The organism is Cupriavidus phytohabitans (genome assembly GCF_000426345.1).
Taxonomy (GTDB): Bacteria; Pseudomonadota; Gammaproteobacteria; order Burkholderiales; family Burkholderiaceae; genus Cupriavidus.
Map to the genome: position 1 here is coordinate 16,816 of NZ_AUFE01000029.1, position 20,966 is coordinate 37,781.

Consider the following 20,966-nt stretch of genomic DNA (forward strand, 5'->3'; position numbering starts at 1 on the left):
CGCGCATGAACCCCTCACGCCTCTTCATCGAGCGCCCGGTCGCGACGGCGCTGCTGATGCTGGCCATCCTGCTCTCCGGGCTGGTGGCATACCGGCTGCTGCCGCTGTCGGCGCTGCCGGAAGTCGACTACCCGACGATCCAGGTGACCACGCTCTACCCCGGCGCCAGCCCCGACGTGATGACTTCGTCGGTGACCGCGCCGCTGGAACGACAGTTCGGCCAGATGCCGGGGCTGAAGCAGATGTCGTCGTCCTCGTCGGGCGGCGCCTCGGTGATCACGCTGCAGTTCGAGCTGACGCTGCCGCTGGACGTGGCCGAGCAGGAAGTGCAGGCCGCCATCAACGCCGGCAGCAACCTGCTGCCGTCCGACCTGCCGATGCCGCCGGTCTACAGCAAGGTCAACCCGGCCGACGCGCCAATCATGACCATCGCCATGACGTCCGACACCATGCCCCTGCCCAAGCTGCAGGACATGGTGGATACGCGCGTGGCGCAGAAGATCTCGCAGATCCAGGGCGTGGGCCTGGTCACCATCAGCGGCGGGCAGCGCCCCGCGGTGCGCATCCAGGCCAACCCGGCCGCACTGGCCTCGCTCGGCATGTCGATCGACGACCTGCGCACCGCGATCGGCTCCGCCAACGTGAACGGCGCCAAGGGCAGCTTCGACGGCCCGCAGCGCGCGTCGACCATCGACGCCAACGACCAGCTGCGCTCCGCCGACGAATACCGCCAGATCATCCTCGGCTACAAGAACGGCGCCCCGATCCGCATCACCGACGTGGCCGAGATCGTCGACGGCCCCGAGAACAGCCGCCTGGCCGCGTGGGCCAACGACAAGCCCGCGATCGTGCTGAACATCCAGCGCCAGCCCGGCGCCAACGTGATCGAGGTGGTCGACCGCATCAAGGCGCTGCTGCCGCAGCTGCAGAACGCGCTGCCGGCGTCGGTCCACGTGCAGCTGCTGACCGACCGCACCACCACCATCCGCGCCTCGGTCGAGGACGTGCAGTTCGAACTGCTGCTGGCGATCGCGCTGGTGGTGCTGGTGATCTTCCTGTTCCTGCGCAATATCCCCGCCACCATCATCCCCGGCGTGGCGGTGCCGCTGTCCCTGGTGGGCACTTTCGGCGTGATGTACCTCTCCGGGTTCTCGATCAACAACCTGACGCTGATGGCGCTGACCATTGCCACCGGCTTCGTGGTCGACGATGCGATCGTGATGATCGAGAACATCATGCGCTACATCGAGAAGGGCGATTCGCCGATGCAGGCGGCGCTCAAGGGCTCGAAGCAGATTGGCTTCACCATCATCTCGCTGACCTTCTCGCTGGTGGCGGTGCTGATCCCGCTGCTGTTCATGGGCGACGTGGTCGGCCGGCTGTTCCGCGAGTTCGCGATCACGCTGGCGGTGTCGATCCTGATCTCGGCGGTGGTATCGCTGACGCTCACGCCGATGATGTGCGCGCGCCTGCTGCACCATGTTCCGGAAGAGAAGCTGTCGCGCTTCCACCGCGCCGCCGGCCGCTTCTTCGACAACGTGATCGAGCGCTATGGCCGCGGCCTGGAGTGGGTCCTCGACCGCCAGAAGGCCACGCTGGTCGTGGCGGTGGCCACGCTGGCGCTGACCGTGCTGCTGTACCTGCTGGTGCCCAAGGGCTTCTTCCCGGTGCAGGACACCGGCGTGATCCAGGGCATCACCGAGGCCGCGCAGACCACCTCGTTCGGCGCCATGGCGCGCAAGCAGGAGGCGGTGGCCAAGGTGGTGATGCAGGACCCGGCGGTGGCGAGCCTGTCGTCGTTCATCGGCGTGGATGGCGGCAACACCACGCTCAACGCCGGGCGCATGCTGATCAACCTCAAGCCCAAGGGCGAGCGCGATCCGATCGACGTGGTCACGCAGCGCCTGCAGCAATCGGTGCAGAGCCTCGGCGGCGTGTCGCTGTTCACGCAGCCGGTGCAGGACCTGACCATCGAGGACAAGGTCTCGCGCACGCAGTACCAGTTCACGGTGGAGGACCCCGATCCCCAGACACTGGCTGCTTGGGTGCCGAAGCTGGTGGAGCGCCTGCGCCAGGAGCCCGAACTGCGCGACGTCACCAGCGACCAGCAGAACAACGGCCTGCGCGCCTATGTCGATATCGACCGCGACGCCGCGGCGCGCTTCGGCATCACCACCGCGGTGATCGACAGCGCGCTGTACAGCGCCTTCGGCCAGCGGCTGGTGTCGACCATCTTCACGCAGTCGAGCCAGTACCGCGTGGTGCTGGAGACCATGCCGGAGTTCCGCACCAGCCCGCAATCGCTGGCCGAACTGCGCCTGCCCTCCTCGTCCGGCGGACAGGTGCCGCTGGGCGCGTTCGCGCGCATCACCGAGCGCACCGGGCCGCTGGTGATCAACCACCAGGGGCAATTCCCGGCCGCGACGATCTCGTTCAACCTGGCGCATGGCGAATCGCTCGGCGCCGCGGTCGACAAGATCACCAGGGTGGAGCAGGAGCTCGGCCTGCCGATCTCGATGCAGACCAGCTTCCAGGGCGCGGCGCTGGCGTTCCGGGCGTCGCTGTCGAACACGCTGTGGCTGATCCTGGCCGCGGTGGTGACGATGTATATCGTGCTGGGCGTGCTGTATGAAAGCACGATCCACCCGGTCACCATCCTGTCGACGCTGCCGTCGGCGGGCGTAGGCGCGCTGCTGGCGCTGCTGGTCGCGGGCATGGACCTGGGCATCATCGCCATTATCGGCATCATCCTGCTGATCGGCATCGTCAAGAAGAACGCGATCATGATGATCGACTTCGCGCTCGAGGCCGAGCGCGAAGGCGGCATGACGCCGCGCGACGCGATCTTCCAGGCCTGCCTGCTGCGCTTCCGCCCGATCCTGATGACGACGATGGCGGCACTGCTGGCGGCGCTGCCGCTGATGCTGGGCTCCGGCATCGGCAGCGAGCTGCGCCAGCCGCTGGGCGTGACCATGGTGGGCGGCCTGCTGGTCAGCCAGGTGCTGACGCTGTTCACCACGCCGGTGATCTACCTGGCGTTCGACCGCGTGGCGACGCGCGTGAAGGGCTGGCGCAAGCGCCGCTTCGGCGATCCGGAGGAAGGCGGCACGGGCGAGGAGCCGGTCTGACCATGAATCTTTCGGCTGCCTTCATCCATCGCCCGGTCGCGACCGCGCTGCTCACGCTCGGCATCCTGCTGGCCGGGCTGGCGGCGCTGCGGCTGCTGCCGGTGTCGCCGCTGCCGCAGGTGGACTTCCCGACCATCTCGGTATCGGCGTCGCTGCCCGGCGCCAGCCCGGAAACGATGGCCGCCACCGTGGCGACGCCGCTGGAGCGCGCGCTCGGCACCATCGCCGGCGTGACCGAAATCACCTCCAGCAGCTCGCTCGGCTCGACCCGCGTGACGCTGCAGTTCGACCTGTCGCGCAACATCGACGGCGCCGCGCGCGACGTGCAGGCGGCGATCAACGCCTCGCGCGCGACCCTGCCGACCAGCCTGCCCAACAACCCGACCTACCGCAAGGTCAACCCCGCCGACGCGCCGATCATGATCATCGCGCTGACGTCGCCGACGATGACGCGCGGGCAGCTCTACGATGCGGCCTCGACCATCCTCGCACAGAAGCTGTCGCAGGTGGAAGGCGTTGGCCAGGTCACCATCGGCGGCGCCTCCTTGCCGGCGGTGCGGGTCGAGCTGAACCCGACCGCGCTGAACAACTACGGCATCTCGCTGGAGGATGTGCGCAACACCATCAGCGCGACCAACGCCAACCGGCCGCTCGGCACGCTGGAGAACACCAGCAACAACTGGCAGGTCTACGCCAACGACCAGATGATGAAGGCGGAAGACTACATGCCGCTGATCATCCGCTACGCCACGCCGGGCACGTACTCGTCGGCGTCGGCGGGCGCGCTGATCGCCAGCACCGCCAATGCGACGGCCAGCGGCGGCGTCAGCACCAAGGTGGTCAACGGCGTCACCGTGACCACGCTGACCACCAGCAGCGGCACCACCACCATCACCAGCGGCGCCACCGGCGGCACCAGCGCCACCAGCGGCCCCAACTCGTTCCCAGTGCCGGTGCGGCTGCGCGACGTGGCCAACGTGGTCGACTCGGTGCAGGACATCCGCAACGCCGGCTCGGCCAACGGCAAGCCGTCGGTGCTGCTGGTGCTGAACCGCTCGCCCGGCGCCAATATCATCGAGACCGTCGACCGCGTGCGCGAGATGCTGCCGAACCTGCAGAAGATGATCCCGGCGGCGATCTCGATGGACGTGATGATGGACCGCACGCCCACCATCCGCGCCTCGCTGCGCGAGGTCGAGCACACGCTGATGATCTCGGTGGCGCTGGTGATCATGGTGGTGTTCATCTTCCTGCGCAACGTGCGCGCGACGCTGATCCCCAGCGTCGCGGTGCCGGTATCGCTGATCGGCACCTTTACGGTGATGTACCTGGCCGGGTTCTCGCTGAACAACCTGTCGCTGATGGCGCTGACGATCGCCACCGGCTTCGTCGTCGACGATGCCATCGTGGTGCTGGAAAACATCTCGCGCCATATCGAGGAAGGCATGAAGCCGCTCGCGGCCGCGCTGCGCGGCGCGCGCGAGGTGGGCTTTACGGTGCTGTCGATGAGCCTGTCGCTGATCGCCGTGTTCATTCCGCTGCTGATGATGGGGGGCATCGTCGGGCGCCTGTTCCAGGAGTTTGCGATCACGCTGTCGGTAGCGATCCTGGTGTCGCTGGTGGTATCGCTGACCACCACGCCGATGATGTGCGCGCGCATGCTGCGGCCGGTGGAACCGGAGAAGCAGGGTCGCTTCTTCCGCGCTACCGAGCGCATATTCCAGTGGCTGCACGATGGCTATGCGCGTTCGCTGTCCACCGCGCTGCGGCTAAGCCCGCTGGTGTGGCTGGTGCTGATCGCCACCATCGCGCTCAATGTGTACTTGTACGTGATCGTGCCCAAGGGCTTTTTCCCGCAGCAGGACACGGGCCGGCTGATCGGCTTTATCCGCGCCGACCAGGCCACCTCGTTCCAGGCCATGCGTGGCAAGCTCGACAGCTTCATCAAGATCGTGCAGTCGGACCCGGCCGTGGAGAACGTGACCGGCTTTACCGGCGGCTCGCAGCGCAATACCGGGCAGATGTTCGTCACGCTCAAGCCGCTGGCGGAGCGCAAGGAATCGGCCGACGCGGTCATTGCGCGGCTGCGCGACAAGCTGGCCAAGGAACCGGGGGCAAGGCTCTTCCTGCAATCGGTGCAGGACATCCGCGTCGGCGGGCGGCAGAGCAGCTCGCAGTACCAGTTCACGCTGCAGTCCGACGACCTGGAGGTGTTGCGCGCGTGGGAGCCCAAGGTGCGCGCGGCGCTGTCCAACCTGAAGGGGCTGGAGGACATCGACACCGACACCAACGACAAGGGCCTGCAGACCTCGGTGATCATCGACCGCGATGCTGCATCGCGCCTGGGCGTGACCGCTCAGCAGGTCGACGCGGTGCTGAACAATGCCTTCGGCCAGCGGCTGGTGTCGACCATCTACCATCCGCTCAACCAGTACCGCGTGGTGATGGAGCTGAGCCCGGAATACCTGCAAGGGCCGAACGCGCTCAAGGACATCTACGTCGTCACCGGCAACGGCAACCGCGTGCCGCTGTCCGCGTTCGCGCGCGTGGTGCCGACCAGCACGCCGCTGGGCGTGAACCACCAGGGGCAGTTCGCGGCATCGACGATCTCGTTCAACCTGGCCGAAGGGACTTCGCTGTCGCAGGCAACCGAGGCGATCAACCGCGAAATGGCGCGCATCGGCGTGCCTGAAACGCTGCGCGCCAACTTCCAGGGCGGCGCCAAGGCGTTCCAGGATTCGCTCAAGAGCCAGCCGATCCTGATCCTGGCCGCGCTGATCACGATCTACATCGTGCTGGGCATGCTCTATGAAAGCTACGTGCACCCGCTGACGATCCTGTCGACGCTGCCTTCGGCGGGCGTGGGCGCGCTGCTGGCACTGATGGCGTCGAAGACGGACTTCAGCATCATCGCGCTGATCGGCGTGATCCTGCTGATCGGCATCGTGAAGAAGAACGCGATCATGATGATCGACTTCGCCATCGACGCCGAGCGCCGCGAAGGACTGTCGCCGCGCGATGCCATCTACCGCGCCTGCCTGCTGCGCTTCCGCCCGATCCTGATGACGACCATGGCCGCGCTGCTGGGCGCGGTGCCGCTGGCGATCGGCCGCGGCGACGGTGCCGAGCTGCGCGCGCCGCTGGGCATCTCCATCGTCGGCGGCCTGGTGGTGAGCCAGCTGCTGACGCTGTACACCACGCCGGTGGTCTACCTGACGCTGGATCGCTGGCGCCTGAAGGTCAAGGCCTGGCGCCAGCGCCGCCGCGGCGATCGCGGCACGCCGGACCAGCCGGCCGCTGTCTGAATTTGCAGAGATTCCACATGACTGTGTTTAGCCCCGTGTTTAGCCCTGTGTTTAGCCGCTTGCTGACCCATGCCCTGCCGCTGCCACTGGCGTGCGCGCTGCTGCTGGCCGGCTGCGCGGTCGGCCCCGACTACAAGCGACCCGATGCGCCGGTGTCGGAAGCCTTCAAGGAAGCCAATGCCACCAGCGATGCCACCAGCGATACCACCACCGATGCCAATGCCTGGCGCGGCGACTGGAAGACCGCGGAGCCGCAGGATGCCGTCGCGCGCGCCGACTGGTGGACGGTCTTCGGCGACCCGCAGCTCGATGCGCTGATGTCGGAAGTGCAGATCTCCAACCAGAACATCAAGGCGGCCGAAGCGCAGTACCGCCAGGCCGTGGCCGCGCTGCAGGCGGCCCGCGCCGGCTTCTTCCCGACCGTCGATGCGCAGGCCGGTGCGTCGCGCGCGCGCGGCGCCAGCGGCAATACGCTTAACGGCCAGAGCCTGACGCTGGGCGCGACCTGGGAGATCGACGTGTGGGGCCGCGTGCGCCGCCAGGTGGAAAGCAGCGAAGCCAGCGCGCAAGCAAGCCAGGCCGACCTGGGTTCGACGCTGCTGTCGACGCAGGCGACGCTGGCGCAGAGCTATTTCCTGCTGCGCGTGGCCGATGCGCAGAAGGCGCTGCTCGACCGCACCGTGGCCGACTACCAGAAGTCGCTGCAGCTGGTGCAGAACCAGTACGCCGCCGGCACCGCGCAACGCTCCGATGTGCTGCAGTCAGAGACCCAGCTCAAGAGCGCGCAGGCGCAGCAGATCGACATCCAGATCACGCGCGCGCAGCTGGAACATGCCATCGCCGTGCTGGTCGGCAAGCCGCCCGCGGCGCTGTCGCTGGCCGCGGACGATTTCCGCAAGGCCCCGCCGCGCGTGCCGGCCGCGGTGCCGTCGGAACTGCTGGAGCGCCGGCCCGACATCGGCGCGGCCGAGCGCCGCATGGCGTCCGCCAACGCGCAGATCGGCGTGGCGCAGGCCGCCTACTACCCGACGCTGTCGCTGTCGGCCAGCGGCGGGCTGACCGCCAGCACACTGGCGCGCTGGATGTCGCTGCCGGACCGCATCTGGTCGATCGGCGGCGGGCTGGCCGGCACGCTGTTCGATGGCGGACTGCGCAGCGCGGCCAAGGCGCAGGCCGTGGCCGCCTACGACCAGACCGTAGCCAACTACCGCCAGACCGTGCTGTCGGCGTTCCAGGAAGTGGAGGACAACCTCGCCGCACAGCGGCTGCTGGAACAGGAAGCGGTAGTGCAGAACGACGCGCTGCGCTCCGCGCGCGACGCGCTGGTGCTGGTCAACAACCGCTACCGCGCCGGCACCGCGGGCCTGCTCGACGTGCTGACCGCGCAAACCGCGGCCTACACCGCGGAGCGCACCGCGCTGACAATCGCCGGACGCCAGTACACGGCCGCGGTGGTGCTGATCAAGGCGTTGGGCGGCAACTGGCATCCGCAGCCGCTGGATGGCGCGACCGGCAGCAGGCCCGCCGGCGCTGCACCAGCCACACCTGCGGCACCCGCCATCACAGTCGGCCGGCGCTAGGCGCCGCGCTGGGGCGCGTTCGGCAACGGCTGCGCGCAGATGCGCTCGCGCAGCCAGGTGGCGGCCTTGCCCAGCGGCCGCTGCTTGTGCCACACCAGTTCCATCGCTACCGGCCAGTCCTGCTGCTGGAACGCCAGCGGCGGCGACACCAGCTGCGCCGCGGCCGGCGAGTTGGCCACCACGTGCCACGGCACGAACGCCCAGCCGAGCCCGCGCTTGACCAGCTCGACGATGACCCACTGGCTCTCCACCCACCAGACGTCCGCCGCCACGCGCAGGCGCATCTTCTCCTCGCTGTCGGTACGTGTCGCGACCATCAGCTGGCGGTAGCGCTTCAGCTCTTCCCAGTCCACGCGCTGCGACGCCAGCGGATGATCGGGCGCGCACAGGATCTGCATCGGCATCCAGCCCAGCGCATGGAAACCCAGTTCGGGCGGCAGCACTTCCTGCCGCCACATGATGCCGAGATCGGCGCCGCCCTCGAGCACCAGCCGGCTCACGTCTTCCATCAAGGGGAACAGCACTTCCAGCTCGACCGCCGGAAAGCGGCCGGAGAACGCTTCGAGCAGCTGGCCCAGTGTTTCTTCCGGGTAGAGCTCGTCGACGGCGAGCACCAGCCGCGTCTCCACACCCTCTCCCAGGCTCTTGGCGACGCCGCGGAAATGCTCGCAGCGCTCCAGGATCACGCGCGCTTCCGCCAGCAGACGCTCGCCGGCCGGGGTCAGCACGGGATAGCGGCCGGTGCGGTCGAACAATGCGTTGCCGACATCGATCTCCAGGTTCGAGACGGCGGCGCTGACCACTGACTGAGCCTTGCCGAGCCGGCGCGCGGCGGCGGAAAAAGAACCGGCTTCGGCAGCAGCGACGAAGGCCTGGAGTTGGTCTAGCGAGAGACTCATGCGGCGCTCCCCTGCGAGATCTATCGGTTCTGACGATAGTATCCAACTTGGCAATCCCAGCAAAGCAGATAGACTTGGCCCGGTCTGAATTCTTGCCTCGCAGGAGAAAAACCATGCGCACCACCCGGGACCGGATTCGCCACGCCGTTGGCTTCGAGGTTGTCGGCCTGCTGATCTTCGCGCCGCTGGCCAGCTGGGCCTTTGGCTACGAGCTGCACGAGATGGGCGTGATCGGCGCGGTCGCCTCGCTGATCGCGACCGGCTGGAACTACCTGTACAACCTGCTGTTCGACAAGGCCATGCTGCGCATCACCGGGCAGGTCCGCAAATCGGTCATGGTGCGGGTGCTGCACGCGATCCTGTTCGAGCTGGGCCTGCTGGTGGTGTTTTTGCCGGCGCTGGCGTGGTACCTGAATATCAGCCTGATCGACGCGCTGATCATGGATATCGCCGTGGCCGTCTTCTACATGGCCTACGCGCTGGTGTACAACTGGCTTTACGACATCGTTTTCCCGGTGCCGTCGCTGAAGCAAGCCGCGGCCAGGCCCGACGGCGTGGCAGCCGGCTGAGGCCGGGTTTTTCCTGACCCCGGACAGGCCACTCCGGGGTGTTCCCCGTCTTGCCCAGCGGACGCGAATTGTTATACTCCATAACAAAATTCGACGACCAGGCGCGTACCTGCGCGCCGCAAGCGGGGAGACAACATGAAGATCGCAATCGCCGGCGGCGGCATCGGCGGGCTGACGCTGGCGCTGCTTTGCCACCGCCATGGCATCGACGCCGAAGTCTGGGAAGCCAGCGAATCGCTGCGCCCGCTGGGCGTGGGCATCAACCTGCTGCCGCACGCGGTACGCATCCTGTCCGAGCTCGGCCTGCGCGACGCGCTGTCGGAAATCGCGATCGAAACCTCGTCGCTCTCGTACTACAACAAGCTGGGCCAGCGCATCTGGCATGAACCGCGCGGGCTGGCGGCGGGCTATGACTGGCCGCAGTTCTCGATCCATCGCGGCGAGTTCCAGATGTTGCTGCATCGCACCGTGGTCGAGAGGCTGGGTGCCGATGCCATCCACACAGGGCATGCGTTCGAGACCGTGCTCGATACCGGCGCGCGCGGGCCGGCGCGCTTCGGCCTGCGCCGCCGCAGCGATGGCGCCGAGGTGGAAGCCAGCGCCGACGTGCTGGTCGGCGCCGACGGCATCCACTCCGCGGTGCGCCGCCACTTCTATGCCAGCGGCGATGCACCGCGCTTCTCGCGCCGCATGCTGTGGCGCGCGGTCACCGAGGCGCCGCCCTACCTCGATGGACGCTCGATGTTCATGGCCGGTCACCAGGACCAGAAGTTCGTCGCCTATCCCATCTCCGAGCCGCTGCGCCGGCAGGGCCGCTCGCTGGTCAACTGGATCGCCGAGCTGCGCGTGCCCGACAGCGTGCCGGACACCCCGCCGCGCAGCGACTGGAACAAGCAGGTCGACAAGTCGGTGTTCCGGGCACAGTTTGCCGGCTGGCAGTGGGACTGGATCGACATCCCCGCGCTGATCGACGGTGCCGAGGCCATTTATGAATTCCCGATGGTCGACAAGGACCCGCTGCCACGCTGGACCTTTGACCGCGTCACGCTGCTCGGCGATGCCGCGCACCCGATGTACCCGATCGGCTCGAACGGCAGCGCGCAGGCCATCCTGGATGCGCGCTACCTGCTCGACAGCCTGCTCGGCACGCAGGACACCCCTTACGCGCTGCGCGAATACGAGGCCGAGCGCCTGCCGCGCACTGCGGGCATCGTGCTGCGCAACCGCATGAACGGGCCGGAGCAGGTGATGCAGCTGGCGGAGGAACGCGCGCCGCAGGGGTTCCACGATGTCGAACAGGTGATTCCGCGCGCCGAACTGGAAGCGATTTCGCTGCGGTACAAGCAGCTGGCCGGGTTCGACCGGCAGTCGATGCAGGGCGCGCGATAGCATCGCGATCCGCCAGGCCACAACAAGAAACAAGCCATCAAGAGGAGACAACATGGCGCCCCCCAATCTCACCCGGCTCACCCGGCTCACCCGCCCCGCGCACATTGCGCTGGCCGCCGTCCTCGCCTTCACCGCCACCGCCGCACAGGCCGACATCACCGTCGGCGTCAGCCTGTCGACGACGGGCCCGTCCGCTTCGCTCGGCATCCCGCAGAAGAACTCGATGCCATACCTGCCGCAGAAGATCGGCGGCGAGGCGGTGCGCTACATCGTGCTGGACGACGCCTCCGATCCGACCCAGGGCGCCAAGGTCGCGCGCCGCTTCGTGTCCGAGGACAAGGTCGACATCATTCTCGGCTCCTCCGCGGTCGCGCCGTCGATCGCCATTGCCGAGGTCGCCGAGGAAAGCCAGACCGTCCAGCTTGCCTTCTCGCCGATCGAGCTCAAGCCCGGCCGGGGCGCCTGGACCTTCCGCCTGGCGCAGCCGGTGCGGCTGATGGCCAATGCCGTCGCCGCCACCGCCAAGACCATGGGCGTCAAGACCATCGGCTTTATCGGCTTTGCCGACGCATACGGCGAAACCTGGCTGAAGGATTTCACCGCCGCGGCAACGGCCAACGGCCTGCGCCTGATCGCCACCGAGCGCTATGGCCGCGCCGATACCAGCGTGACCGCACAGGCCATCAAGCTGATCGCCGCCAAACCCGATGCCATCCTGGTCGCCGGCGCCGGCACCGGTGCGGCCCTGCCGCACACCACGCTGCGCGAGCGCGGCTACGGCGGCACCATCTACCAGACCCACGGGGCCGCCACCAAGGACCTGATCCGCATCGGCGGACGCATGGTCAATGGCGCGATCCTGCCGGCGGGCCCGGTGATCGTGCCGGAGCAGCTGCCAGCCGGCGATCCGGTACGCAAGCCGGGGCTCGACTACGTCACCCGCTACGAGAAGCAATACGGCGCCGAGTCGCGCACGCAGTTCGGCGCGCATGCCTACGATGCCGGGTTGGTGCTCGAGCGGATCGTGCCGGTGGCGCTGAAAAGCGCCAGGCCGGGGACGCAGGCCTTCCGCCAGGCGCTGCGCCAGGCGCTGGAGAGCGAAAAGGACATCGTGGTGTCGCACGGCGTGCTCAACTACAGTGGGCAAGACCACTATGGCTTTGACCAGCGCGGCCGCGTTATGCTGACAATCGACAACGGCAACTGGAAACTAGTGCAATGATCCCCGACGCATCCGGTGCATCCGACGCACCCGCCGCGGCAGGCAAGACTGGCGGCACCCACACCGCCAGCTCGCGGCGCAAACCGCGCGAGCCGCTTGCGCCGGATCCGGCGGTGGCCGACAGCGGCTTCGATCCGCATGTGCCGAATGTCGATTATGGCGTGCTCGACAGCCTGATCGGCTACGCCATCCGCCGCGCGCAGATCCGCATCTACGAGGATTTCGTGCTGTCGCTGTCGCAATGGCAGATCACCCCGCCGCGCTTTTCTGCGCTGGTGATCATCTCGCGCAATCCGCACCTGAAGCTGACCGAGCTGGCGCGCATCCTGGGCATTGCGCGCTCGGGCGCGGTGCTGCTGGTCGATGCGCTGGAAGAGATGAACCTGGTCGCGCGCCGCCCGGCGGCGGGCGATCGGCGCGCCTACAGCCTGGTGCTGACGCCATCGGGCCGCAAGACGCTGGACGCTGCCACCCGCGCGGTGGTCGAACATGACGCGCATGTGGGCAGCGCGCTGTCCGACAGCGACCAGGCCACGCTGAAATCGCTGCTGTCCCGGCTGGCGCCGCCGCGCGCGGGCTGACGCCAGGCCGCTGTCATCCGGCAGGCGCTTGCCATGCGTTAACATGGCCGCCATGCCAAGAACAACCGCCACGCGAACCGCATCGCGGCCCGGCGCGCTGCTGCGCCGCCTGTCGCCTCTTCTTGCCGCCGCCTTGCTGATGGCCGGTGGGCCTGTCATCGCGCCGGCGCTGGCCAAGCCGCCGGCCAAGGTACAGAAATCCCAGAAGGCGCAGAAAGCGCAGAAGGTCCAGAAAAGCGCGAAAGCACAGAAGGACCAGATTGCCGGCAAAGCGGCAAAAGCCGCGCCGTCCGCCGATGCTGGCCTAGTGCAGGCCGGCGTGCCGGCGCCGGTGGCCGCGGCCCTGCGCCGCGCCGGCGTGCCGGCTTCGGCCGCGAGCTTCTACGTGGTCAAACTGGGCGCACCCAGCGCGCGCGCCAGCTGGAACGCGCTGCAGCCGATGAATCCGGCCTCGACCATGAAGCTGGTCACGACCTTCGCCGGCCTGCAACTGCTGGGACCGGAGTACCGCTGGCAGACCGCGCTCTACGCCGACGCGCAGCCCGGCTTCGACGGCACCGTCAACGGCAATGTCTACCTGCGCGGCCGCGGCGATCCCAAGCTGGTGCCGGAGGAGATGGCCAAGCTGGTCGCCAGCGCCCGCGCCGGGGGTGCCACCGCCATCAACGGCGACCTGGTGCTGGATCGCAGCTACTTTGCCGATGGCCTGGACGGCAATGGCACCATCGACGGCGAAGTGCAGCGCGCCTACAACGTCGGCCCCGATGCGCTGCTCTACGCCTTCAAGACGCTGTCGTTCACATTGACGCCGGATCCCGTCACGCAGACTGTCGCGGTCAGCGTCACGCCGGAGCTGGCGCAACTCAAGCTCGACAACCAGCTGACGCTGACCAACGCCCGCTGCGGCGACTGGCAGAGCCGCGCCACCCCCAGCGTGCAGCCGCAGTCCGACGGCACCGTGCTGGCATCGTTCGCCGGCGACTATTCCAGCGACTGCGGCGAGCACGTGCTCAATATCGCCACGCTGTCGCACGCGGAGTTCACCTGGGGCGGCTTTGTCGCCGAATGGCAGCGCGCAGGCGGGCGCTTTACCCATTTGCCGGCGTTGCGCAGCGGCAAGGTGCCGCGCAGCGCGGTGCTGCTGGCGCGCCACTATGGCCTGCCGCTGTCCGACATCGTGCGCGACATCAACAAGTTCTCCAACAACGTGATGGCGCGCCAGCTGTTCCTGACCATCGGCGCCGAGCTGGACCGCGGCGGCCCGGCCAGCCCCGAGCGCTCGATCCGCGTGGTGCGGCGCTGGCTCGCGAAGCAGGGACTGGACATGCCCGGGCTGGTGCTGGACAACGGCTCCGGCCTGTCGCGCGAGGAACGCATCAGCACTTACGACATGGCGCGCCTGCTGCAGCAGGCCGCCGCCAGCAGCGTCGGCCCGGTGCTGGTCGATTCGCTGCCGGTGCTGGGCGTCGACGGGACGCTGCGCAACCGGCTGACCGGCGCCAATGCGGCCGGCAGCGGCTACCTCAAGACCGGCACGCTGGCCGACGTGCGTGCGCTTGCTGGTTATGTCGACGCGGAAGACGGCAACCGCTACGTGCTGGTGAGCATGATCAACCACCCCAACGCCTCGCAGGCGCGGGAGGCGCACGATGCGCTGATGCAGTGGGTGTATCGCGGCGCGCCCTGAGATTGCGCGTTGGGATTGCGCCCGCCGGACCACTCCGCGTGGCCTGCCGCCAACGCCGGCGCGCCCTTTTGTTAAGCGCCCGCTTACCAGGACGCGATCCGACCCTATAATGCCAGGGTGCCGGCCGCGTCCTGCGGCGGCAGCTTCCCGGACCGGCCCTCGGTCCCGGACCTGCATTGCCCCCTTCCTCTGACATGACTTTCCGACAACCCCCGGTGTGGTTGCGCCTCTGGCATCGCTTCGCGCCCGCCGAACGCGACGGCTTCATGGCCGGCGTGCGCCGCTTCGCCCCCTCCCTTCCCGCGGTGTTTTCCTGGGGGCTGGTGACAGGGGTGGCGATGAGCAAATCGGTGCTGACCGTGCCCGAAGCCATCGGCATGTCGCTGCTGGTTTATGCGGGCTCGGCGCAGCTGGCGGTGCTGCCGCTGTTCGCCGCCGGCCTGCCGCTGTGGACGATCTGGCTGACCGCGGCCATGGTCAACCTGCGCTTCGTCATCTTCAGCGCCGCCATGCAGCCGCACTTCAGCTACCTGACGCTGGCGCGGCGCACGGTGCTGGGGTTCTTCAACGGCGATCTGCATTTTGTTTATTTCCTGCAGAAGTATTCGACGCCGGGCTATGAGCCCGGCAAGGAAGGCTACTTCTGGGGCATGGCGCTGACCAACTTCGCGATGTGGCAGGTGTCGTCGATCCTCGGCATCTTGCTGGCCAGCCTGTTCCCGGACAGCTGGGGGCTGGGGCTGGCGGGCACGATGGCGCTGATCCCGGTGATGATCGCCACGATCAATTCGCGGTCGACGTTGATGGCTGTGGTGATTTCGGCGGTGTTGGCGTTGTTGTGCTTTGATCTGCCGTACCGGCTTGGGCTGGTGGTGGCAGTGGTCGGTGCAATCGCCGCGGGCATGGCCAGCGATGACCTGGCGGCGCGGGCTGCGCTGCGGGGTATCCGCGGACGCAAGTCTGCGCCGATCGGCAATGCGGCTGACGCGCCGCCGGGAGACCGGGCATGAGCCATGTCGAGACCTGGATCGCGCTGGTCGGCATGGCCGTGATCACGGTGATTACGCGCGCGTTGTTCCTGATGGCCGGCGAGCACGTCTCGGTGCCTGACCGCATCCAGCGAGCGCTGCGTTATGCGCCCGCAGCGGCACTGGCGGCGATCATCCTGCCGGACCTGATGACGTGGCAGGGGCATTTCACCGTGGCGCTGTCGAACTACAAGCTGGTTGCCGGGGTGGTAGCCACCGCGTTCTACCTGCTGACGCGGCGGATGGTGGGGATGATTGCGGTGGGGATGGCGGTTTATACGGCGTTGCGGTTGTTGGGGTGAGGGCAAGCGCGGGCCTGTTGTCAGTGACCAGCCTGGTTCCCCTTCAGCCCCCGAACGCCGCAGCCGCCCTCTCCAGCCGATCCCGCACCCCGGCCCAATCCTGACCCTCAGGCAAGGTCTCGAACACCAGCTGCGAATAGCCCTGCTTGTCGAGCTTGCGCAGCAACCGATACAACTCCTGCGCATACGCGGCAGCATCGGCCGGCGCCTGCACCCACGTGCAGCGCTGATCCGCCAGCGGCGCGCGTCCTACCCATGCTACGCGCGCATCGGCCGGCAGGGCGACCAGCCGCGCGGCAGCCGCCTGCGCATCCGCCAGCAACAAGGGCGTGTGCGGCGCGTAATGGGCCTTCAGCGTTCCTGACGCGCGCGGTGCTGCGGCATCGGGCGGCAACGGCGCCTCGCCCAGCACCTGCGCCAGCATCCCGACCGTGACGGCGCCGGGACGCAGCAAGACCGGCCCGACCCCGGCGTCCAGGCGCGACAGATCCACGATGGTCGATTCAATCCCGACCTCGACCCCATCGCCTTCCAGCACATAGACCGCGTCGCCGAACTCTTCGCGCACATGCTGCGCGGTGGTCGGACTCACCTGGCCGAACTTGTTCGCCGAAGGCGCCGCAATGCCGCCGCGGCCGCGCTTGAAGCGAGCCAGCAGCGCCTGCGCCACCGGATGCGACGGGCACCGCAGCCCGATGCTGTCCTGCCCCCCCGCCACCGCGGCGTCGATATGCGAGGCTCGCTTCAGGATCAGCGTCAGCGGCCCCGGCCAGAACGCATCGATCAGCTTCTGCGCGACCTCAGGGACCTCGTCGGTCCAGTAGCTGATATCCGCGCCATCGACCACGTGCACGATCACCGGGTGGTTGGACGGCCGCCCCTTGAGCGAAAAGATGCGGCCGACCGCGTCGGGATTCTCGGCGTCGGCGCCCAGCCCGTAGACCGTCTCGGTCGGGAAAGCGACCAGCTGCCCCGCCTCGAGCAGGCGGACGGCTTCTTCGAGTTCAGCAGCCGTTGGCATGCGCGGCGACATCGTGTTCCTTGCGTCGAATCAGAGCGGGAATCAGAGAGGGAATCAGAGCGGGGATCAGAGCGGGATATGCAGTGCTTGCGCAGCGGCCGTAAAGGCGGCCTCGGCCGCCTCCGCATGCTCGCCGATGCAGTTGACGTGCCCCATCTTGCGCGACGGGCGCGGATCGTTCTTGCCGTACAGGTGCAGCTTGGCGCCGGGTTGCGCCACCACCTCGTCCCACGCAGGCGTGCGTTCCAATCCGAACTCGAACCACACATCGCCCAGCAGGTTCAGCATCTTGCCGGCCGAATGCTGGCGCGTGCTGCCCAGCGGCAGGCGGGCCATGGCCCGCACCTGCTGCTCGAACTGGCTGGTTTCGCATGCATCCATGGTGATGTGGCCCGAGTTGTGCGGGCGCGGCGCCATTTCGTTGGCGACCAGCGAGCCGTCGGTCAGCACGAAGAACTCGATGCACAGCACGCCGACATAGCCCATTTCCGTCGCGATGGCGGCGGCCGCGGCGCGGGCGCGGTCGGCGATCTCCGGCGAGACGCTGGTCGACGGCATTTCCGTCGAGAACAGGATGCCGTCGCGGTGCACGTTCTCCGCCAGCGGCCAGGTCGCAGTGGAGCCGTCCGCGGCGCGCGCGGCCAGTACCGAGACTTCATAGGCCAGCGGCAGCATCTGTTCCAGCACGCATGGCACGTGCTGCATCGCCTTCCACGCGGCGCGCACGTCGTCGCGCGTCTTCACGCGCGCCTGGCCCTTGCCGTCGTAGCCCATGCGCGCGGTCTTGAGGATGCCGGGCAGCACGTGGTCGGGCAGCTGGTCGACGTCGGCGTCGTGCTGGATCACCCAGTGCGGGGCCGTCGGCACACCAGTACGCTCGGCGCAGGCGGCGAAGAACTTCTTCTCGCCGATGCGGTTCTGCGCGATCGACACGCAGTAGCCGCGCGGCGCGACAAACGAACCCAGTTGCTCCAGGCGGTCCAGCGACAGCGACGGCACGTTCTCGAACTCGGTGCTCACCGCCGGGCACAGCTTGGCCATCTCGGCCAGCGCGGCCTCGTCGGTGTACTGGGCGCAGATATGCTTGTCGGCCACCGCGCCCGCCGGGCTGTCCTGGTCGGGATCGAGCACGCACACGCGATAGCCCATCGCCTGCGCCGCATGCGTGAACATGCGGCCGAGCTGGCCGCCGCCCAGCATGCCCAGCCACGCGCCGGGCAGGATGGGCGCGTCGGGACGGTCGACGCCGAACTCGGCGCGCGATTCCGGCGTATGGGCTTCGGAGAGGTAGGGATGGATATCGGTCGGCATTGCTCGGTTCCGTGTGGGTCCGGAGAATTACAGCGGCGGCATTACAGCGGCAGCATTACAGCGGCAGCGTCATGGCACGCGCGGCTTCGGTCTGCTTCGCGCGGAAGGCTTCCAGCGCAACGGCCAGCGCGTCGTCGGTGGTCGCCAGCGTGGCGATGGCATGCAGCGCGGCATTGGCGGCGCCCGCTTCACCGATGGCGAAGGTGGCGACCGGCACGCCCTTGGGCATCTGCACGATCGACAGCAGCGAATCCTCGCCGCGCAGGTACTTCGACGGCACGGGCACGCCGAACACCGGCACGATGGTCTTGGCGGCAATCATGCCCGGCAGGTGCGCGGCACCGCCGGCACCGGCGATGATGGCGCGGATGCCGCGGCCGCGCGCGGTCTCGGCATAGCGGAACATGTCGTCGGCCATGCGGTGCGCGGACACCACCTTAGCCTCGAACGGCACGCCGAAATCCTTCAGCATGGCCACCGCGTGCTGCATCACGTCCCAGTCGGAACTGCTGCCCATCACGACGCCGACCAGCGGCTTGTCTTGCTTGCTCACGTTTGATCCTTGCTTGTTTGCTCCCCTCTCCCGCTTGCGGGAGAGGGTCCGGGGGAGAGGGCCATGCGCCTCTCGACGCGTGGTGTCTTGCTAAACCACCCCTCACCCTACCCTCTCCCCATGCGGGGAGAGGGGAACACAGTCGGCTTACGGGAAGCCGGTGGAAACCTTACTTCAATTCTTCACCGGTCAGGCGCGTCAGCGCCTCACGATACTTTGCCGCGGTCTTCTCGATCACGTCATCCGGCAGCTGCGGCGCCGGGGCGGTCTTGGGCCACGGCTTGCCGTCGATGCGCACGGCTTCCAGCCAGTCGCGCACGAACTGCTTGTCGAACGACGGCGGGTTGGTGCCGACCTGGTACGAATCGGCCGGCCAGAAGCGCGACGAGTCGGCGGTCAGCACTTCGTCCATCAGCGTCAGCACGCCGTTGTCGTCCAGGCCGAACTCGAACTTGGTGTCGGCAATGATGATGCCGCGCGTGGCGGCGAACTCGGCCGCTTCCTTGTACAGGCGGATCGAGATCTCGCGCATCTGGCGCGCCAGCGCGATGCCGATGCGGGCCTCAACCTCGGCGAACGAGATGTTCTCGTCGTGCTCGCCCATCTCGGCCTTGGCGGCCGGGGTGAAGATCGGCTCGGGCAGCTTCTGCGCGTTCTGCAGGCCGGCGGGCAGCGCGATGCCGCATACCTTGCCGGTAGCCTGGTAGTCCTTCCAGCCGCTGCCGGCGAGATAGCCGCGCACCACGGCTTCGACCAGGATCGGCTTCAGGCGCTTGACCACCACGGCGCGGCCCCTGACCTGTTCCACTTCCGCCGGCGCCACCACGGTTTCGGGCGCGATGCCGGTCTCATGGTTCGGCACGATATGCGCCAGCTTCTTGAACCAGAAGTCGGCCATCTGGTTCAGCACGCGGCCCTTGTCGGGGATCGGCTCGCCCATGATGACGTCGAACGCCGACAGGCGGTCGGTGGTGACGATCAGCAGCTTGTCATTGCCGACGGCGTAGTTGTCGCGCACCTTGCCGTGGCCCAGCAGCGGCAGCGAGTTGATGGAGGACTGGTAGAGAGCGTTGGACATGATGTAGTTGGCAAATCGCCGTCCGGTTTGCTCCCCTCTCCCGCTCGCGGGAGGGAGGGGCTAAGGGCTGGGGGAGAGGGGGAGCGCATCAACGGGCACCGTGGCACGGGCAACCGCCTGCCCTCTCCCCCGACCCCTCTCCCGCAAGCGGGAGAGGGGAGAAAACAATGCGGGGCTTCGTGCGGTAGCGAAGCCCCAGGCGTCAGCGTCGGCCCCGTCGGTGCGGGGCCAGGGCACTGCTTACTGCACGACCTGCGCCAGCTTGCCCGACTTGTACTGCTGCGCGACGTCGACCAGCGTGACCGGCTTGATCTTGCTGGCCTGGCCTTCGCAGCCGAACGAAATATAGCGCGCCTTGCACACTTGCTTGGCGGCTTCGCGGGCCGGCTTCAGGTATTCGCGCGGGTCGAACTTGCTCGGGTTCTCGACAAAGAAGCGACGGATCGCGCCGGTCATGGCCAGGCGGATGTCGGTATCGATGTTGATCTTGCGCACGCCGTACTTGATGGCTTCCTGGATTTCCTCGACCGGCACGCCGTAGGTTTCCTTCATGTCGCCGCCGAACTTGCGGATTTCTTCCAGCAGTTCCTGCGGAACCGACGACGAGCCGTGCATCACCAGGTGGGTGTTGGGGATGCGGGCGTGGATTTCCTTGATGCGGCTGATCGCCAGGATGTCGCCGGTGGGCTTGCGGGTGAACTTGTACGCGCCGTGCGAGGTGCCGATGGCGATGGCCAGTGCGTCCAGCTGGGTGGCCTTGACGAAGTCGGCGGCCTGCTCCGGATCGGTCAGCAGCATGGAGTGGTCCAGCACGCCTTCGGCGCCGATGCCGTCTTCCTCGCCGGCCTCACCGGTTTCCAGCGAGCCCAGGCAGCCCAGTTCGCCTTCCACGGTCACGCCGACGGCGTGGGCCAGTTCCACCACCTTGCGGGTGACGTCGATGTTGTAGTCGTACTCGGCGGGGGTCTTGCCGTCTTCGCGCAGCGAGCCGTCCATCATCACCGACGAGAAGCCCAGGTCGATCGCGCCCTGGCAGATCGCCGGCGACTGGCCGTGGTCCTGGTGCATCACCACCGGGATGTGCGGGTAGGCTTCGACCGCGGCTTCGATCAGGTGGCGCAGGAAATGCTCGCCGGCGTATTTGCGGGCGCCGGCCGAGGCTTGCATGATCACCGGAGCGTTGACCTCGTCGGCCGCCTGCATGATGGCCTGCACTTGCTCGAGGTTGTTCACGTTGAAGGCCGGCAGGCCGTAGCTGTTCTCGGCTGCGTGGTCCAGCAGCTGGCGCATCGAAACGAGTGGCATGTCTAACT

16 protein-coding genes are annotated in these 20,966 nt (G+C 67.8%); 10 read left to right on the forward strand and 6 right to left on the reverse strand.

Annotation, left to right across the window (positions count from 1 at the left end):
• The first annotated feature begins 5 nt into the window (after nucleotides 1-5).
• Genes K309_RS0120335 through K309_RS0120345 form a run of 3 tightly spaced genes read left to right on the forward strand, consistent with a single transcriptional unit; the run spans nucleotide 6 to nucleotide 8,013 of the window.
• Nucleotides 6-3,128, forward strand: coding sequence for an MdtB/MuxB family multidrug efflux RND transporter permease subunit (locus K309_RS0120335; RefSeq protein ID WP_029048131.1), 3,123 nt, complete (start codon nucleotides 6-8; stop codon nucleotides 3,126-3,128).
• Between the two features lie 2 nt (nucleotides 3,129-3,130).
• A complete protein-coding gene (locus K309_RS0120340; RefSeq protein ID WP_029048132.1) occupies nucleotides 3,131-6,433 on the forward strand; it encodes an efflux RND transporter permease subunit in 3,303 nt (1,100 codons plus the stop codon).
• Nucleotides 6,434-6,450: 17 nt separating this feature from the next.
• On the forward strand, nucleotides 6,451-8,013 hold the full coding sequence (locus K309_RS0120345; protein ID WP_232232436.1) for an efflux transporter outer membrane subunit: 1,563 nt from the start codon (nucleotides 6,451-6,453) through the stop codon (nucleotides 8,011-8,013).
• Here K309_RS0120345 and K309_RS0120350 read toward each other — a convergent pair.
• Nucleotides 8,010-8,912 carry a LysR family transcriptional regulator gene (locus K309_RS0120350; RefSeq protein WP_029048134.1) on the reverse strand — a complete coding sequence of 301 codons (903 nt, stop codon included), beginning with the start codon at nucleotides 8,910-8,912 and terminating at the stop codon, nucleotides 8,010-8,012. The two genes, K309_RS0120345 and K309_RS0120350, sit on opposite strands and share 4 nt — an antisense overlap.
• A 113-nt stretch (nucleotides 8,913-9,025) precedes the next feature.
• Here K309_RS0120350 and K309_RS0120355 point away from each other — a divergent pair, with 113 nt between their 5' ends.
• The 7 genes from K309_RS0120355 (at nucleotide 9,026) to K309_RS0120385 (ending at nucleotide 15,690) form a co-directional block, all read left to right on the forward strand.
• Nucleotides 9,026-9,481, forward strand: coding sequence for a PACE efflux transporter (locus K309_RS0120355; protein ID WP_029048135.1), 456 nt, complete (start codon nucleotides 9,026-9,028; stop codon nucleotides 9,479-9,481).
• 135 nt (nucleotides 9,482-9,616) lie between these two features.
• A complete protein-coding gene (locus K309_RS0120360; protein ID WP_029048136.1) occupies nucleotides 9,617-10,870 on the forward strand; it encodes a flavin-dependent oxidoreductase in 1,254 nt (417 codons plus the stop codon).
• Between the two features lie 52 nt (nucleotides 10,871-10,922).
• A complete protein-coding gene (locus tag K309_RS0120365) occupies nucleotides 10,923-12,092 on the forward strand; it encodes an ABC transporter substrate-binding protein (RefSeq protein WP_029048137.1) in 1,170 nt (389 codons plus the stop codon).
• A complete protein-coding gene (locus K309_RS0120370) occupies nucleotides 12,089-12,673 on the forward strand; it encodes a MarR family winged helix-turn-helix transcriptional regulator (RefSeq protein WP_029048138.1) in 585 nt (194 codons plus the stop codon). The genes K309_RS0120365 and K309_RS0120370 overlap by 4 nt, the downstream gene beginning before the upstream one ends.
• 43 nt (nucleotides 12,674-12,716) lie before the next feature.
• A complete protein-coding gene (gene dacB, locus K309_RS0120375) occupies nucleotides 12,717-14,360 on the forward strand; it encodes a D-alanyl-D-alanine carboxypeptidase/D-alanyl-D-alanine endopeptidase (protein WP_029048139.1) in 1,644 nt (547 codons plus the stop codon).
• A 194-nt stretch (nucleotides 14,361-14,554) separates the two neighbouring features.
• Complete coding sequence (locus K309_RS0120380; protein WP_029048140.1) at nucleotides 14,555-15,370, forward strand: AzlC family ABC transporter permease; 816 nt, start codon at nucleotides 14,555-14,557, stop codon at nucleotides 15,368-15,370.
• Nucleotides 15,367-15,690, forward strand: a complete 324-nt coding sequence (locus K309_RS0120385) for an AzlD domain-containing protein (RefSeq protein WP_029048141.1) — start codon at nucleotides 15,367-15,369, stop codon at nucleotides 15,688-15,690. The genes K309_RS0120380 and K309_RS0120385 overlap by 4 nt, the downstream gene beginning before the upstream one ends.
• A 43-nt stretch (nucleotides 15,691-15,733) precedes the next feature.
• Here K309_RS0120385 and K309_RS0120390 read toward each other — a convergent pair whose 3' ends face one another.
• The 5 genes from K309_RS0120390 to fba form a co-directional block, all read right to left on the reverse strand.
• Nucleotides 15,734-16,723 carry an L-threonylcarbamoyladenylate synthase gene (locus tag K309_RS0120390; RefSeq protein ID WP_029048142.1) on the reverse strand — a complete coding sequence of 330 codons (990 nt, stop codon included), beginning with the start codon at nucleotides 16,721-16,723 and terminating at the stop codon, nucleotides 15,734-15,736.
• 54 nt (nucleotides 16,724-16,777) lie between these two features.
• Complete coding sequence (locus K309_RS0120395) at nucleotides 16,778-18,022, reverse strand: 5-(carboxyamino)imidazole ribonucleotide synthase (protein WP_029048143.1); 1,245 nt, start codon at nucleotides 18,020-18,022, stop codon at nucleotides 16,778-16,780.
• A gap of 55 nt (nucleotides 18,023-18,077) precedes the next feature.
• Entirely contained in the window at nucleotides 18,078-18,575 is a 498-nt protein-coding gene (gene purE, locus K309_RS0120400) for a 5-(carboxyamino)imidazole ribonucleotide mutase (RefSeq protein ID WP_029048144.1), read from the reverse strand.
• Between the two features lie 169 nt (nucleotides 18,576-18,744).
• Nucleotides 18,745-19,653: a phosphoribosylaminoimidazolesuccinocarboxamide synthase gene (locus K309_RS0120405; RefSeq protein WP_029048145.1), complete on the reverse strand. Its 909-nt coding sequence runs from the start codon at nucleotides 19,651-19,653 to the stop codon at nucleotides 18,745-18,747.
• Nucleotides 19,654-19,893: 240 nt separating this feature from the next.
• The gene (gene fba / locus K309_RS0120410) at nucleotides 19,894-20,958 is read right to left on the reverse strand and encodes a class II fructose-bisphosphate aldolase (RefSeq protein ID WP_029048146.1); all 1,065 of its coding nucleotides are present in this window, start codon (nucleotides 20,956-20,958) and stop codon (nucleotides 19,894-19,896) included.
• Nucleotides 20,959-20,966 lie beyond the last annotated feature (8 nt).

Bases quoted from the DNA above. Each gene is read 5' to 3' on its own strand.
- K309_RS0120345 (WP_232232436.1), top strand. From the start codon at position 6,451: ATGACTGTGTTTAGCCCCGTGTTTAGCCCTGTGTTTAGCCGCTTGCTG.
- K309_RS0120350 (WP_029048134.1), bottom strand. From the start codon at position 8,912: ATGAGTCTCTCGCTAGACCAACTCCAGGCCTTCGTCGCTGCTGCCGAA.
- K309_RS0120335 (WP_029048131.1), top strand. From the start codon at position 6: ATGAACCCCTCACGCCTCTTCATCGAGCGCCCGGTCGCGACGGCGCTG.
- K309_RS0120395 (WP_029048143.1), bottom strand. From the start codon at position 18,022: ATGCCGACCGATATCCATCCCTACCTCTCCGAAGCCCATACGCCGGAA.
- K309_RS0120365 (WP_029048137.1), top strand. From the start codon at position 10,923: ATGGCGCCCCCCAATCTCACCCGGCTCACCCGGCTCACCCGCCCCGCG.
- K309_RS0120405 (WP_029048145.1), bottom strand. From the start codon at position 19,653: ATGTCCAACGCTCTCTACCAGTCCTCCATCAACTCGCTGCCGCTGCTG.
- K309_RS0120380 (WP_029048140.1), top strand. From the start codon at position 14,555: ATGACTTTCCGACAACCCCCGGTGTGGTTGCGCCTCTGGCATCGCTTC.
- K309_RS0120390 (WP_029048142.1), bottom strand. From the start codon at position 16,723: ATGTCGCCGCGCATGCCAACGGCTGCTGAACTCGAAGAAGCCGTCCGC.
- K309_RS0120340 (WP_029048132.1), top strand. From the start codon at position 3,131: ATGAATCTTTCGGCTGCCTTCATCCATCGCCCGGTCGCGACCGCGCTG.
- dacB (WP_029048139.1), top strand. From the start codon at position 12,717: ATGGCCGCCATGCCAAGAACAACCGCCACGCGAACCGCATCGCGGCCC.
- K309_RS0120360 (WP_029048136.1), top strand. From the start codon at position 9,617: ATGAAGATCGCAATCGCCGGCGGCGGCATCGGCGGGCTGACGCTGGCG.
- K309_RS0120370 (WP_029048138.1), top strand. From the start codon at position 12,089: ATGATCCCCGACGCATCCGGTGCATCCGACGCACCCGCCGCGGCAGGC.
- fba (WP_029048146.1), bottom strand. From the start codon at position 20,958: ATGCCACTCGTTTCGATGCGCCAGCTGCTGGACCACGCAGCCGAGAAC.
- K309_RS0120385 (WP_029048141.1), top strand. From the start codon at position 15,367: ATGAGCCATGTCGAGACCTGGATCGCGCTGGTCGGCATGGCCGTGATC.
- K309_RS0120355 (WP_029048135.1), top strand. From the start codon at position 9,026: ATGCGCACCACCCGGGACCGGATTCGCCACGCCGTTGGCTTCGAGGTT.